The organism is Arthrobacter sp. CP30 (genome assembly GCF_053470025.1).
This window is the reverse complement of record NZ_JBQEMM010000001.1, coordinates 430,645-445,065: the sequence shown is the minus strand read 5'-3', so window position 1 is coordinate 445,065 and position 14,421 is coordinate 430,645. Positions and strand designations below refer to the sequence as shown.

Sequence of the window (14,421 nt, the reverse complement as noted above, 5' to 3'; positions counted from 1 at the left end):
CGGGCAGTCCGGCGGGCCTCACCTCGAGCTGCCGATCGGGCAGCTCAGGGCGATCGGCGGAAGGGTGCCGGTCGGCTGCAGGTCGACCCGCCGGACGTCGCAGGTGCCGCAACGCACATAGTGCACCCGTCCCTCCGACGTCGGGTGCACCGACTCGGTCGCCCAGGCGTGCTCGTGGTGCAAGTGCACCGGGTCGGGGCGGGTGGTGTCCTGGCGCGGGGTGGGTCTCATGTCCTCAGGGTGGTGTAATGCCGTTATGCATCTCAACCCTTACGGTGAATACGCGGTCCTCCTCGCGGCATCACTCGCGGACGACTGGCCTCCGGATCGGGCGGGCATCATCTCCAGGACGCGCGGGTTCGGCATGACCATGGCCTTCCCCTCCGCACGCGATGACCACCCGTCGGTGCGCGGCGTGATCGACGAGTGGCTGGCCGTCGTCGATGCCGACTCGGACGATACCCGGGCTGCGCTGCTGAACCACGTGATGGCCGCAGTGGCCGCATATCCGCGCCTGACCGACCACGACGGCGAGGGCTGGCACCTGCACTACCGGGACGAGGGCCAGGCCCTGCCGAGCGTGCTGCGGGCCGTGATCGGGGTCGGTACCTCGCTGCACCTCGTCACCCGGGGCATGCACCGGCTGGGTCGCTGCGCGGGGGACCCGTGCTCGCGCGTCGTCGTCGACACGACGCGGAACGGCCGGCAACGGTACTGCTCCGTCCGGTGCGCCAACCGGGCAGCAGTGCGTCGGCACCGGAACCGCGCCCCGGGTCGATGACCGCCGGAGCCCGGACCCCGCCCTGAGGTGGTCCTGGCCGGAGCGGTGACCGCGCTGGCCCTGGTGCCCCTACTCATCCGCCCGCTCCCTCCGAGGGCCGGGGGAGTCCTGCCGTCGGGCGTCGAGGGGCCTCAGTCGAGGCAGAACTCGTTGCCCTCCACGTCCTGCATGACGAGGCACGCCTCGTCCTCGTCGTCCGCCGGCAGGAGGTGCAGCCGGCGCGCGCCCAGCGGAACCAGCCGGGCTGCCTCGGCCTCCAGCGCGGCGACGCGTTCGTCGCCGCGCAGCCCTGTCCCGACGCGCACGTCCAGATGCATCCGGTTCTTCACCGACTTCGGCTCGGGTACCCGCTGGAAGAAGAGGCGGGGTCCGATCCCGTCCGGGTCCTGGCAGGCCGACATCGAGCCCCGTCGATCCTCGGGCAGGGAGGCATCGAAGGCCTCCCAGGAATCGAAGCCCGGCGGCACGGGTGGGTCCACGTACCCGAGGGCGGCTTTCCAGAACGCCGAGACGGCGCGCGGATCGGCGCAGTCGAAGGTCACCTGTACCTGCTTCACGTCAGCCATCGCACCAGCGTAGGAGCGCGGTGGAGGTGTGTCGACAGGGGTGGGTGGCCCGGCCGGCGTCGCGTGCCGCACCGGCACCGCATCGTGGCCCTGGCCGTCACCCTCCGCTACTGCGGAGGTCGAAGGCCCTGTTCGCGCATCCGCGCGATCGACCGGATCGCGTCATCGACGAAGCGCTCGGTCAGGGCGGTGTAGCGGTCGATGTCGGAAGCAGACCAGTCCTCGAGCACTTCACCGATCATCCTGTCACCGAGGGCGTAGACGCCGCGGGCGGCCTTCACTCCTGCCGGCGTCAGGGTGATCAGGGTGGCTCGGCGGTCATCCGGGTCCGTCGACCGCTGGACCAGGCCGTCGGCCTCGAGGCGACCCACGATCTTGCTCACGTACGACGCCCCGACGCCGAGTTCGTCCGCGAGGGCCGTGGGGCGCAGGGAGCCCCATGCCAACAGGAGTCGAAGGGTCTGATGGGAGGGTTGATCCAGGGACTCGCCGCTCTTCGCGAGGATCTGGCCCTGCACGGCCGGGGAGTCCCACAGGAGGATCAGCGCGCTGAGGTTGGCAAGCGAGCAGCGCAGGCTGTCCGGGCCCGATCCCGGTCGCCACCTCCCGACGGCATGAACCGTCGGTCCGAACCCTGCGGGCGCGTCTCGCGCCCGCCCCACGAGAAGAGAGCATCACCATGGCTGAGATCACCCTGCCCGCCACCGTCGGCGACTTCGTCGCTGCGACGAACGCCCACGATGCCGACGTGCTCTTCGCCGTCTTCGCCGCCGGCGCGACCGTCACGGACGACGGGACCACCTACGACACCGAACCCGCACTGCGCGAGTGGATCAAGGTACACCAGGTCGATCAGAGGATCGTCATCACCCCGATCTCGTGGCAGGGGACGCGCCTCGTTGCGTCGGTCGACGGTGAGTTCCCCGGCGGTCCCCTCAGGTTCGCCTTCACCTTCACCGAGCAGGACGGCACCCTCACCGGGCTGTCGATCGAGCCCGCATGATCGACCTGCCGCGCAGGCGTCGACGGATCCAGCCACCCCCAGTCGGAACAGGAGGCCCGCTCAGCGCTACTTCGCGCCGGTCGCGACGGCGACGATCTCCTGCATGTACGGAGCCACGACCTGCTGGGAGATCTTGCAGTCGAGCAGCAGCACGCCGTCGTCGTCGGAGCCGAGCCAGCCCGCCACGCCGTCGAGATCCTGGAGGGTCCTGACCGTCCGGCCCGTGGCGCCGAGGGCGGTGGCCAGGGCGGCGAAGTCCACCTCGTCGATCATCATGGGGCCGGAGTGGATACCGCGCACTGCGTACTGGTGGATCTCCGCGCCGTAGGCGGCGTCGTTGAACACGACGATCACCGCGCGCCGGGCGGTCCGGATGAACGAGTCGAGGTCGGCGAGGGCCATCAGGCCGCCGCCGTCACCCGTGCAGAGCACGAGGGTGGACGCAGGCAGGGCACGCGCGGCACCGACGGCGCTCGGGAAGCCGAGACCGATGGTCTGGTAGGCCGTCCCGACCATGATCAGCCGGTCGGGCGCCGGGACGCGCAGGTAGCCGGGCGCCCAGCCGATGAAGTGGCCGCCGTCCTGGACGATCGTGCGGTCCGCCGGCAGCATTCCGTCGAGCGCGCGGCACAGGCTGCGCGGATCGAGCCGCCCGTCGGCGGCGAGGGCGTCACCGTCCTCGCGGGCGTCGTGGGCCAGCAGGGCGCGGGCTGCGGCGACGTCGCTCCAGCGCGCAGCGGCGTGTCCCGCCGCAGGCGTCCCGATCAGCACGTCCGTCAGCGCCTCCGCGATCGCGCGGGCATCGCCGCGCAGATGGTCCGTGACGACGGCCGAGGTGGGGGCGTCGGCGACGTCCACCTGGATCACGCGGGCGGAGCCGCCGAACGCGTGCCCGAAGCGGGTGGTGAACTGGTTGAGCCGTGCACCGAGGACGAGCACGACATCGGCCTCGGCGATCAGCTGCGCCGAGGGTTCCGAGGCCCATCCGCCGGCGATTCCCAGTGCCGCCGGATGGTCGCCGAAGAAGCCGGCGCCGAGGCCGGACGTGGCCATGAGGGCCCCGAGGTGCTCGGCGAGCTTCGTCGCTGCGCCCTGCGCCCCACTGATCCAGGCTCCGCGGCCGGCGAGGACGAGCGGCCGCTCCGCTGCGGCCAGGACCGCTGCCACGCGTTCGAGGTCACCCTCGGCGGGCAAGGGCGGCACCTCCGGCCCGACGGGGACGGGCTGGTCCTCGTCCGCGGCCTCGACGCCGGCGAGGTCGTAGGGGATGGCCAGCACCACGGGTGTCCGGTGGCGCAGCGCGTGCCCGACCGCCGCCGTCGTCTCCGTCAGCACGTTGTCCGCTGACACCGTGAAGGTCGTGGCACCGAGCCCCGCCGCGATCCGCACCTGGTCGACGTCCCAGGGACGCCGGCCGCTGGTGGGGGCATCACCGACCACCAGCACGAGGGGGATGTCCGCCTGCACCGCTTCGGCCAAGGGTGTCAGCGCATTCGTGAAGCCGGCGCCGTAGGTGGTGGTGGCGATGGCCAACCGGCCGGCGGCGCGGAAATAGGCGTCCGCGGCGGCGACCGCGCCCGCTTCGTGCCGGACGGCGGTGTAGTGGAAGGCGCCGGGTGCCGCCATGACGGCGTCGAGGAAGTGGGCATTGCCGTTGCCCATGACACCGAAGACCTCGGAGGCAGCGGGCTGGAGGGCGGACACGATGCGGGCGGAGACGGTGGCCATCGGACATCTCTCAGGACGAACGTCCGGGCGGTGGCGAGGTGCACACGGTCACCCGGGACGTTAGTGGGTGGGATCCGTATGTGCCTCGGGCCGACAGCCCTTATTGCCTCTTTTTCAGGCACGACGCGCGGTGGGCGTCCGACGACGCCACTATAGCCGACCCCGAGCACCCGTCGGTCGCCCCCCCCGTCCGGGCCCGTGCGCCTTTTGGTCGTAGTGTTCACGGACCGCGGTGCGTCTCCGGTGGATAATGCGCAGCACTCCTCAGTACTGTTTGACCATGGCCACCTACCTCAGAAACAGCCGCGCCGCCGCGCTTCCCGCCAAGCTCTCCCGATCGTGGCTGCTGGCGTCCGCTGCTTCCGAGGACAACTTCATCCCGGCGCTGACGTCGGAGGCGGACTCCGTGGTGTTCGACATGGAGGACGCCGTCCCCACCGCGGGCAAGGCCGAGGCACGCGATCGCGTGGTCGAGGCCCTGTCCACCGGGATGACCGCCTGGGTGAGGGTCAACGGCATCGAGACCGACTACTGGGCGGACGACCTCGCGGCCCTGTCCAAGGCACCGGGCCTCCGCGGCGTCATGCTGGCCATGACGGAGAAGCCCGAGCAGGTCACGCACACGGCCATGCGGCTGCAGGCGGGGACCCCGGTCCTGGCCCTGGTCGAATCCGCGCTCGGCATCGAGAACGCGACGGCGATCGCGAGTGCCCCCGGCACCTTCCGCCTCGCGTTCGGCGTCGGCGACTTCCGCCGCGACACCGGGGCGTCCGACGACCCGATGGCGCTGGCCTACGCACGGTCCAAGCTCGTGGTGGCGTCGCGCGTGGGGCAGCTGCCCGGTCCGATCGACGGGCCGACCGTCGGTGCCCTCGGCGACGACCTGCTGGAGGCATGCAAGGTGACCGCTTCCATGGGGATGACCGGCAAGCTCTGCCTCCTGACGGATGCGACCGACACCATCAACCGGGGCCTGTCCCCGAGCGAGTCCGAGATCAGCTGGGCCTCCGAGCTGCTGCGTGAGCACGCGGCCGGAGCGGTGGTGGGCGATGGCTCCTACCTGCCGCGGCTGGCACGCGCGCAGAAGATCTCCTCGCTGGCGGACTCCTACGGCCTGTGGAACGCCTGACCGTCAGCGTGCGAGTGCGTGTTCTTCCGACCCGCTGATCCGTGAGGTGCCGCCACAGTTGGTGCACACCTGCAGCCGCGTCCGCTTAAGCGTGAGGAGCGGCACGAAGAACACCGACAGCCGGGTCTTCCGCTGGACCACCTGCTGCGGGGCGAACTGCCCGCAGTAACGGCAGGACGCCGATCGGGTGAACCGGAGCTGCTCGCGCATGGCGAGGCCGAAGAGGAAGAACATCCCTCCACCGTAGCGAGTCCTTCCGGCCGGTGAGCATCCACCGGGGGGATGAACAGTCCGCGTCCCGTCACCTCGGGGCTCCGCGGTCCCAGCCCGAGATCGTATCTCCCCGTGGGCACCTCGCCGATGACCACATCGTCGATCGGTTCGACCTCCGCGGTCATCGTGCCCCCGAAGTACAGCTGCGAGACGGCGATCCCGGATCCCACGAGGCTGTGCTGCCGGAAGGTCATGCTCCTACCGGTGAACGCGGTCCGGAAGCCGAAGACGTTCTCGATCGCCTCCATGGCCTCGTCGCGTTCGGAGGTCTCGACGTCGACCCGGAGCACACTCACCCTCCAACAGTGCCCCTGTCCCCGTGCCTCCGTCCACCTCCCGCGCCGATCGTGCATCCGGCCGGGCCGGGACGGGTGAGGGCGGAGCTGCTCACTGTCGGGGTGTCAGGGGCGGCGGAAGCGGTTGACCATGGGGCAGTCGAAGGGGTCGCGGGCGGCGAGGCCTACCCGGTTGAGGTAGGAGACGACGGCGCCGTAGGAGGCCGCGACGCCTACTTCGGTGTAGGGGACGCGGAGGCGTTCGCAGTGTTCGCGGACGATCACGGCCGCTCGGCGCAGGTGCGGGCGTGGCATGTCCGGGAAGAGGTGGTGTTCGATCTGGAAGTTGAGGCCGCCGTAGGCGTTGTTCACGAAGGACCCGCCGCGGATGTTGCGGGAGGTCAGGACCTGCTTCTGGAAGAAGTCGAGCGTGCTGTCCTTGGGGACCACGGGCATGCCTTTGTGGTTCGGGGCGAAGCTCGCTCCCATGTAGACGCCGAAGACGGCCAGTTGGACGCCGAGGAACGCGAAGGCCATGCCGACGGGCAGGAACCAGAAGAGGATGCCGAGGTACGCCCCGAAGCGGGCGCCGAGGAGTGCAAGTTCGACCCAGCGGCCCTTGATGGTGCGGCGGGCGAAGAGGGTGCTGATGGAGCGGGCGTGGAGGTTGATGCCCTCCATGGTGAGCAGCGGGAAGAAGAGGTAGCCCTGCCGGCGGGTGATCCACGCCTGGAGGCCTGTGGCCTTGGCGGCGTCCTCCTCGAGGAACGAGATGGTGTCGACCTCGATGTCGGGGTCCTTGCCCTTGGTGTTGGGGTCGTTGTGGTGGCGGGTGTGCTTGTCCATCCACCAGGCGTAGCTGATACCGACGACGCCGGCGGCGAGGATGCGGCCCGACCAGTCGTTGGCGCCGCGGGTCCTGAAGATCTGGCGGTGGGATGCCTCGTGGGCGAGGAAGGCCATCTGCGTCAGGACGACGCCGAGCACCGCGGCGATGAGCAGCTGGAACCAGGTGTCACCCAGGAGCGCGAACCCCGTCCACGCCGCGCCCATGGCCAGGGCCAGGAGGGCGAACACCGCGACGTAGAAGCGGCGTCGGCGGTTCAGCAGGCCTTCCTTCCGTACCTGCTTGAGCAGGACCGAGTAGGAGGCGACGACATCGTTCGGCTTCGAGATACGGACGGTGCGCGGTGCGGCGGCAATGCTCAATGGGATTCCCTGGGGCCGGTGGAAGGCTTCCCAGCCCGGGGTGGGGTGCTAACCCGCAGATTCACTCACTGTATGTCAGGAGCCTGAGGAGTGGCTGAGCGTATGTCACGGGCAGGTCACGGTGTTGCTTTCTCGGCGTCGTAGTGCCCGGGCCAGTCCTGCACCGGGATGCGCGTGATCTCCCGGACCGTCCCGGCCGTGCCCCACTCGTCCTTCCCGAGACGGGAGAGGGGCTTCAACGCCTGGACCGAGGGCAGGTCGCCGTCGAGCATGTGCTCCGACACGACCGCGTGCAGCACCTCACCGAAGACGAGCGTGCAGTCACCCATGTCCTGGATCAGGTGCAGCCGGCACTCGAGGGCCACCGGGGATTCGAGGACGCGGGGTGGGCCCACGGTCGCACTCGGCTCACGGGTGAGCCCCGCCGCATCGAATTCGCTGACATCCGGGGGGAAGTTCGTCCCGGTCGCGTTGACGGCCTCGAAGAGACCCTCCGGTGTGAAGGCGACCACGAACTCGCCGGTCGCCTCGATGTTGCGGACCGAGTCCTTGCGGCCCACGGAGGTGAACTGCACGATCGGCGGGTTGACCGAGGCGATGGTGAAGAACGAGTGGGGTGCGAGGTTGTCCACCCCGTCCGCAGAGGTCGAGGAGATCCACGCGATGGGCCTCGGCACCACGACGGAGGTCAGGAATCTGTAGAAGGCACGGCTGGAGTCCGGGTCGGGGATCACGTCTTTGCGCATGCCGGAAGCCTAGCCCGGCGTGCCGGGTACCCCGGGCGGATCGACCGGTCGCCGCCTGGTCAGGTGTTCGGGGTCGGTGTGCGCGCCGCTGGTGCAGCCCCCGGAGCTCTCAGGGTGTCGTGCTCCCGGACGGGGCGTGGGTCCCCTCGGCGTCGGCCGCCACCGTTCCGTCCGCACCGGCGGCTGTACCCTCCCGGTAGGACGCGGAGATCCGGCGGTACACGGGTGTGAGGAAGGCGAGGAGCGCCGCGAGGATGATGACGATCCCGGCCACGAGGAACACCAGGGCGATCCCGCGGGACGTCCCGTTGCCCAGGAGGGGGGCGAGCTGCGCCGCACCACCGTCCGAGCGGGCGTAGGGGATGATCCAGAACTGCGCGAGCGGGGCGATGAGGAACGCGGTGACCGGAGCTGCTGCGGATTCGAACGCCATGGCGAACCCGAAGACCCGGCCCTGCCGTTCGAGGGGCACCACCCGCTGGATGACCGTCTGCTCGGCCGCCTCGATGAACGGCACCAGCACGAGGTAGAGCCAGATCCCGAGGACATACAGCCAGGCCCATTCACGGATGGTGAACAGGGCGCCGATGACGCCCATGAGGACGACGGCGACGAGCATGGTGCGCAGGGGGTTCCGCCCCAGTCCGAACTTCGCGATCAGGGCTCCGCCCACGATGAACCCGGAGGCTCCGACGGCGAAGAACGTGCCCCAGAGCTCCACGGAGAACAGCTCGAGCCCGTACGGATCCATCAGCGCCATGTAGACGCCCCCGACGAAGTTGTTGAACGTGGAGAACAGGATCAGGGCGAAGAGGCCCGTGATGGCGAGGACCGCCGCGTAGGATCCGCGGAGGTCGAAGGCGCCGTGGGCGTCGGTGGCGGCGGCACGCACCTCCTCCGGCATGCGCAGGGTGAGCAGGTGCGCGAAGGCCAGGGCGGTGAGTGCGAGTGCGACGACGATGGTCCAACCCATGCCGAGCAATCCCACGGACAGTCCGGACAGCACCGAGGTGATGATGAACATCAGGCCCTGGACCATGCCGACGAGCCCGTTCGCGTTGGCCCTCCGGTCCGGCTCGATGAGGATGGTCACCGTTGTCGACAGCGCGATGTTGCGCATGTTCTCGACGACGGCGCCGATCAGCACGATCAGGGTGAAGACCCAGAACCACGGCCGTGCCAGGTCGAGGAGGATCGGTTCGGGCGTGACCAGGAACATGGCCCCGGCGAGGGCGAACATCCCGAGCGTGAAGGCGCCGGCGAAGCGCATCACGGACACTTTGCGGTAGCGGTCCACGAAGGTGCCGAAGCTGATGCTCGAGAGCGCCACCAGGAGCATGTAGGCCCCGCCGATCACCCCGGTGGCGATCACGTTGCGTGTCTCCAGATAGGCCCAGAAGGTCAAGGCGAACCAGAGGTAGCTCGTGGTGATGTTGGCGATGCCGGTGTTGACCAGGATGCCGGTGAAGGTCCGTGAGCGTTCGGCCGGGGACCGCACGGAGAGGTCGACTCCTCCGGGTGCGTCTGTGCCGGCCCCCGGAGGAGCCGGGGGCTGCTCGGTCATGGCGCCCAGTGTACGTCCGGCGTGACGGGCCCAGAAGGGGCCGGCCTGCACGCGACGGAGCATGCGGTCGGTCGTTGTCCGCATCCCGCCGAGGACCCTCCGGCTAGACTGGCCGCACTATGGATCTCATGCGCAGGCTCCGCACCCCGATCATCTGGCTCGTCATCGCAGCCCTGGTGCTGAGCATCGGCGCGGGCCTCTTCTCCGTCGTCTTCTGACCGCAGCCCTCCCGTAGCAACTCCCACGGTCGAGGTCCACCCGCCCCCCACCCCGCCGGCCGGGTTGTCCGCCGCCACCCTGTGGCCCTAATGTGATAAGCAGGCTTAGCTTCCGGCGGCCAGTCCATCCCGCGCCCGCTGCGCGGGACACGCATTCTGTACAGGGAGAACACACATGACCTCCGACAGCACGACAGGATCGACCGACCAGTACACCTTCCAGAACCCCGTCACGCGGTTCGAGAGCATCTCGCCGCCCGCGGAGCACACGGCTGAGCCGGGCCTCGAGTCGGACCTCGAGATCAAGGCCGACCGCGGGGAGACCTCCTACCGCGGCACCGGACGACTCGTGGGCCGCAAGGCGCTCATCACCGGCTCCGACTCCGGTATCGGTGCGGCCGTCGCCATCGCCTACGCGCGCGAGGGGGCCGACGTCGCCCTGTCCTACCTGCCCGAGGAGGAGGAGGACGCCCAGGTGGTCAAGGGCATCATCGAGGCCGAGGGCCGCACCGCCGTCTGCATCCCCGGCGACCTGAAGGACCCCGCATACTGCACCTCGCTGGTGCAGCAGGCCGTCGACGGACTGGGTGGCCTCGACATCCTCGTGAACAACGCGGGCAAGCAGGTAGCCGTGGAGTCCCTCGAGGAGCTGAGCGACGAGCAGCTCGACCACACGTACAAGACGAACATCTACTCGTTCTTCCGCGTCACACGGGAAGCGCTCAAGCACCTGAAGCCCGGATCGGCGATCATCAACTCGACCTCCATCCAGGCCTACGAGCCCTCACCGACACTCGTGGACTACGCGAGCACGAAGGCCGCGATCAACAACTTCACGAAGGGGCTCGCGCAGCAGCTGGCGCCGAAGGGCATCCGCGTCAACGCCGTCGCCCCGGGTCCCATCTGGACACCGCTGCAGCCCTCGGGCGGCCAGCCCGCGGAGGCGTTGCCCGAGTTCGGGAAGTCGACCCCGCTGGGCCGCGCGGGCCAGCCGACCGAACTGGCTCCGGCCTACGTGTTCCTGGCTTCCTCCGAGGCGAGCTACGTCCTCGGTGAGACCCTGAACGTCAACGGTGGGATGCCCTCGCCCTGAGTTCCGCGGCGCCGCACGGAACAGCCCCGGACTCCAGAGGGTCCGGGGCTGTTCCGTGCTCTGCCGGAGGCCGGTGGCGGTTGCCCGCGTCCTCGACGCTCCTACGCCGCGTCCTCCAGTGCATCGAAGTCGGCGCGGTCGATCTTCCGGTGGTAGCGCATCCCTGCAAGGCCGCCGAGGATCGCACCCACCAGTGCGATGGCCGCGACGACGAGCAGGCCGATCAGGCCCGGACCCGTCAGGTCCTGCGCAGAGGGGACGCCGAGTCCCTGGAAGCGCTCGGTCACGTTGGCCTGGTTGCCGATGATGAAGCCGACCACGGCGAGGACGATCGCGATGATGACGGCCCACAGCCAGACGGCGAGGCCCTGCTTGACGCCGCTGAAGCGGGCCATCCGCCCCGCCACGTATCCTCCGGCGTAGTAGGAGACCAGGAGGATGACGCCGAGCACCACGGCGGCCGTGATGCCCGTGCTCTGGGCTTCGGTGGACCCGCTCGCGAGATCCGACGTCGAGAGGTTCGCGCCGTAGCCGAACGCGCCGGCGATCGCCCCCACGAGGGCGGAGAGCAGCACGAACATGCCCGTCGCCGTGAGCCACCCGAAGAAGGCGGAGCCGAACTTCATGCCGCCGAAGTGCTCCTTCTCGCGCTGGTGGACCAGTTTGCGGTCCTCGAGGCTCGGCAGCCCGGACCCGGACCCCGCAACGGCGCCGGCGGTGGCGGTGCGCGGGAAGTGGCGGTCCTTCCCGCGGTCCTCGTCGTGCGCCTTGGACGCGGTGACGGGTGCCACCTGCGTATGGACCTGCGTCGGCGGCTGGGCGTCCCGCGAGGACGCCGGTTCCCGCGATGCCGCGACCGGCGTCGGGCGGGTGTGCTCGCGGGTGGACGTGTCCTTCGACGACCGGTCCTCCGGGGACGGGTCGGAGTACATGCCCGGCACGTAGTCGCCGCTCGTGTCCTCCTCGGCGGAGTAGCCACCGGGCACGTAGTCGCCGGTGCCGCCGTCGTTGCCGGAGCGGGTGGCTCCGCTCGCCCGATCGCTGCCGGTCCCGCTACGTGATCCAGCGCCGGCCCCACTGCCGGTGTCGGTCCGCCCGGCGCTGCTCGCCCCCGCACCGGACCTGCCGGTGTCCATCAGCTCGGTGGGGGACTCGACGTGCCGGGGGCCGTCATCGTCCGCGGCCCGGCGCTCGCCGTCGGTGTTCCCTGTTCCTGGTGTACTCACTGGTCCTCCTGATCTCAGGGCCCTCGGGCTCGCTAAGTTGGCTTAGTATCCGTCACAGTATTCCACGCGACGCCGCGCAGGAGCCGTTCCGCGGCGTCGCGTCGCGCAGCCGGATGCGAGACTTGAACCATGGATCTCCAGGTGTTCATGACGGTCGTGTGCGGCGCGCTCATCGCGGTGGGTGTCGCGGGAGTGGTGGTGCCGGTCCTGCCGGGCAGCGTCCTCATCATCGTCTCGCTGCTGGCCTGGGCGCTGACGGTGGCGAGTACCGAGGGCTGGGTGGTCTTCGCGATCGGCACCGTCCTGGCCGGAGCCGGTCTCGCAGCCGGGATCGTGCTCACCGGCAGGACCCTCAAGCAGCGGAAGATCCCGGGCAGGTCCGTGACCATCGGCGTCCTGCTGGGCATCGTGGGCATGTTCGTCATCCCCGTCGTGGGCCTGTTCGTCGGCTTCGCCGTCGGACTCTTCGCCAGCGAGTACGCGCGGCAGCGTGACTCCCGCGCCGCCCTGACCTCGAGCCTGCACGCCCTGAAGGCCACGGGCCTCGGCATCCTCGCCGAACTGGCCCTCGCCTGCCTGGCCGGCACCACGTGGGTCATCGGGGTCTGGGTCTACTTCGCCACCGCCTGAGACCGGTCCGCACCCGGCCGCTCCGCGGTGCATCCGTGCCGCACCGGCCCTCGGCTCGCCGGCGCGGCCCTGACCGCGGCGCTCGCGGTCAGGACTTCCCCGAGATGGCCAGCGCGGCGACGATCAGCGCCAGGTGGCTGAGCCCCTGCGGCACGTTGCCCATGAAGGACAGGTCATCGGGATCGATCATCTCGGCCATGATCCCGACGTCGTTGGCGAGCGGGAGGAGCTCCTCCATCAGAACCACCGCTTCGTCGCGCCGGCCGACGGCGACGAGCGCCGACACCATCCAGTACGCGCAGGCGACGAACGTGGCCTCCTCGTCCTGCATGCCGCTGTACCGGTAGAGGAGGGGGCCCGCCCCGAGCTCGGCGCGCAGGGCGTCGATGGTGGAGGACATGCGCGACCCCGTGTCGAAGCCGCTCATGGCGTGCAGGAGGATCGAGGCATCGAGGTCGGTGGAACCCGGGTACCAGACGTAGCTCTGCCGCTCCTCGGACCAGCCGTGCTCCTGCACCCAGTCCCGGATGCGGTCCCGCTCGGCCTCCCACCGCTCCACCGGTCCCTGCAACTGCCCGTGCTCGACGAGGAGGACCGCGCAGCGCAGGGCGTTCCAGCATCCAAGCTTCGAGGTGACGTAGTGCCGTTCCTCGGGCAGCTCCCACATCCCTGCGTCCCGGCGCTGCCAGATGTCGCAGGTCAGATCAGCGAGGTCCGCGAGCTGCCGCATGGTCGCGGGGTCGAGCACGTGACCCGCCTGCACGTACTGCCAGACGACGTCGAAGACGTCGCCGAAGACACCGAGCTGCAACTGGCCCGCGGCGGGGTTGCCGTCCACGACCGGTCCGATGTGCCGCCAGCCGGTGAGGTCCGGGCGTTCCGTCCCCTCCGGGACCTCGCCGTTCAGGCGCGTGAACACCTCGAGGTCGGATCCCTGGGAGCGGAGGTTCTTGAGCATCCAGGACACCGCGGCGTGGACCTCCTCGCGGAGTCCCGCGCGCGTGAGCGCATGGAGCGTGTAGGCCGTGTCCCGCACCCAGGCGTAGCGGTAGTCCCAGTTCTTTCCGCCGGCGGCACTCTCCGGGAGCGAGGTGGTCGCCGCCGCGGCGATCGATCCGGACGGGCTGTGCAGCAGCAGCTTCAGCGTGAGGGCGCTGCGCAGCACCGCGTGGCGGTAGTCGCCGTCGTACGCGAAGCTGTCGGACCACGCCTGCCAGTTGCGGATGGTGCGGTCCACGCCGTCGTCGATGGTCTGCGGGTCCGGGAGGGGCAACGGCTCACCGTGCGTGGACACGACGGCGACGAGGTGGCGCGATCCCACCGAGGTGGTGAAAGCGCCGTCGATCGACCGGGCGGAGGCAGTCTTCACGCCGTGGTCGATGCCGCGAATGCCCAGTGCGACGGCATCGACGCGGAGGATGGGGCCCCCGGGACCGCTGTCCACCCACGGCGAGGCCGTGCCGAAGCAGGTCCCCGGCGCCACGGACCAGGCCATCTCCACGGAGCCGGTGAGGCCGTCGACGCGGCGGGCGAGTTCTCCCCAGGGGAGACGACCCGCCACGCCGGTGTTCAGCGAGTCCGTGACGCGGACGGTCCCGGTGTCCGTGGTGTACGTGGTCTCCAGGACATTCGACCCGTCGGCGTACCGGCGCTCCACCGAGAATCCGCCCCTGGGGGCGAGGGCCATGAAGCCCTCGTCGGCGTCGAGCAGTCGGGCGAAGGACGGCGTCGAATCGAGGTCCGGTGTGGGGTACCAGTCGATGGAGCCGTCCAGCGCCACGAGGGCGACGGTGCGGCCGTCCCCGATGGCCGCGTAGGAGCGGATATCGGCGAAACCGTCCGCGTCACGGAATGCGATGGCCGTTCCTCCCTGCCGTTGAGCGTGCCTGCCGGCTGACGGGCTACTTTCCCTTGAAGCGTGTCTTGTCGGCGCGCGGGGCCTGCCCGTTGGTGCGCTTGGCCAGGACGCGGGAGGCGATG

The 14,421-nt window shown here is 70.0% G+C and carries 15 protein-coding genes; 5 read left to right on the top strand and 10 right to left on the bottom strand.

The window, feature by feature from the left end; genetic code table 11:
- Window positions 1-18: 18 nt before the first annotated feature.
- Window positions 19-231: a hypothetical protein gene (locus ACTIMO_RS02265; protein WP_055766770.1), complete on the bottom strand. Its 213-nt coding sequence runs from the start codon at window positions 229-231 to the stop codon at window positions 19-21.
- Between the two features lie 25 nt (window positions 232-256).
- Between ACTIMO_RS02265 and ACTIMO_RS02260 the strand changes: the two genes are divergently transcribed.
- Window positions 257-781, top strand: a complete 525-nt coding sequence (locus ACTIMO_RS02260) for a CGNR zinc finger domain-containing protein (protein ID WP_448181367.1) — start codon at window positions 257-259, stop codon at window positions 779-781.
- A gap of 131 nt (window positions 782-912) precedes the next feature.
- Here the strand turns inward: ACTIMO_RS02260 and ACTIMO_RS02255 are convergent, their stop codons facing one another.
- On the bottom strand, window positions 913-1,347 hold the full coding sequence (locus ACTIMO_RS02255; protein ID WP_422390776.1) for a VOC family protein: 435 nt from the start codon (window positions 1,345-1,347) through the stop codon (window positions 913-915).
- Window positions 1,348-1,454: 107 nt separating this feature from the next.
- Window positions 1,455-1,865 carry a MarR family winged helix-turn-helix transcriptional regulator gene (locus tag ACTIMO_RS02250; protein ID WP_448181366.1) on the bottom strand — a complete coding sequence of 137 codons (411 nt, stop codon included), beginning with the start codon at window positions 1,863-1,865 and terminating at the stop codon, window positions 1,455-1,457.
- A gap of 161 nt (window positions 1,866-2,026) precedes the next feature.
- Between ACTIMO_RS02250 and ACTIMO_RS02245 the strand changes: the two genes are divergently transcribed.
- Window positions 2,027-2,350, top strand: coding sequence for a hypothetical protein (locus tag ACTIMO_RS02245; protein WP_422390774.1), 324 nt, complete (start codon window positions 2,027-2,029; stop codon window positions 2,348-2,350).
- Window positions 2,351-2,416: 66 nt separating this feature from the next.
- Here ACTIMO_RS02245 and ACTIMO_RS02240 read toward each other — a convergent pair whose 3' ends face one another.
- Complete coding sequence (locus ACTIMO_RS02240) at window positions 2,417-4,078, bottom strand: thiamine pyrophosphate-binding protein (RefSeq protein ID WP_448181365.1); 1,662 nt, start codon at window positions 4,076-4,078, stop codon at window positions 2,417-2,419.
- 280 nt (window positions 4,079-4,358) lie between these two features.
- Here ACTIMO_RS02240 and ACTIMO_RS02235 point away from each other — a divergent pair, with 280 nt between their 5' ends.
- The gene (locus ACTIMO_RS02235; RefSeq protein ID WP_448181364.1) at window positions 4,359-5,207 is read left to right on the top strand and encodes an HpcH/HpaI aldolase/citrate lyase family protein; all 849 of its coding nucleotides are present in this window, start codon (window positions 4,359-4,361) and stop codon (window positions 5,205-5,207) included.
- A 3-nt stretch (window positions 5,208-5,210) separates the two neighbouring features.
- Here the strand turns inward: ACTIMO_RS02235 and ACTIMO_RS02230 are convergent, their stop codons facing one another.
- The 4 genes from ACTIMO_RS02230 to ACTIMO_RS02215 form a co-directional block, all read right to left on the bottom strand.
- Window positions 5,211-5,441 (bottom strand): zinc-ribbon domain-containing protein, encoded by a 231-nt coding sequence (locus tag ACTIMO_RS02230; RefSeq protein ID WP_448181363.1) that lies wholly within the window; start codon window positions 5,439-5,441, stop codon window positions 5,211-5,213.
- Window positions 5,442-5,881: 440 nt separating this feature from the next.
- The gene (locus ACTIMO_RS02225; RefSeq protein WP_055766797.1) at window positions 5,882-6,964 is read right to left on the bottom strand and encodes a fatty acid desaturase family protein; all 1,083 of its coding nucleotides are present in this window, start codon (window positions 6,962-6,964) and stop codon (window positions 5,882-5,884) included.
- A 116-nt stretch (window positions 6,965-7,080) separates the two neighbouring features.
- Entirely contained in the window at window positions 7,081-7,710 is a 630-nt protein-coding gene (locus tag ACTIMO_RS02220) for a flavin reductase family protein (protein ID WP_055766801.1), read from the bottom strand.
- Window positions 7,711-7,819: 109 nt separating this feature from the next.
- Window positions 7,820-9,274 (bottom strand): MFS transporter, encoded by a 1,455-nt coding sequence (locus ACTIMO_RS02215; RefSeq protein ID WP_448181362.1) that lies wholly within the window; start codon window positions 9,272-9,274, stop codon window positions 7,820-7,822.
- 393 nt (window positions 9,275-9,667) lie between these two features.
- On the opposite strand from ACTIMO_RS02215, the gene ACTIMO_RS02210 reads away from it, so the two are divergent.
- Window positions 9,668-10,585: an SDR family oxidoreductase gene (locus tag ACTIMO_RS02210; RefSeq protein WP_055766803.1), complete on the top strand. Its 918-nt coding sequence runs from the start codon at window positions 9,668-9,670 to the stop codon at window positions 10,583-10,585.
- A 101-nt stretch (window positions 10,586-10,686) separates the two neighbouring features.
- Here the strand turns inward: ACTIMO_RS02210 and ACTIMO_RS02205 are convergent, their stop codons facing one another.
- A complete protein-coding gene (locus ACTIMO_RS02205; RefSeq protein WP_448181361.1) occupies window positions 10,687-11,811 on the bottom strand; it encodes a hypothetical protein in 1,125 nt (374 codons plus the stop codon).
- Window positions 11,812-11,940: 129 nt separating this feature from the next.
- Here ACTIMO_RS02205 and ACTIMO_RS02200 point away from each other — a divergent pair, with 129 nt between their 5' ends.
- Complete coding sequence (locus ACTIMO_RS02200) at window positions 11,941-12,441, top strand: DUF456 domain-containing protein (protein WP_055766806.1); 501 nt, start codon at window positions 11,941-11,943, stop codon at window positions 12,439-12,441.
- 88 nt (window positions 12,442-12,529) lie between these two features.
- Here the strand turns inward: ACTIMO_RS02200 and ACTIMO_RS02195 are convergent, their stop codons facing one another.
- Window positions 12,530-14,299: a glycoside hydrolase family 15 protein gene (locus tag ACTIMO_RS02195; protein ID WP_448181486.1), complete on the bottom strand. Its 1,770-nt coding sequence runs from the start codon at window positions 14,297-14,299 to the stop codon at window positions 12,530-12,532.
- Window positions 14,300-14,421 lie beyond the last annotated feature (122 nt).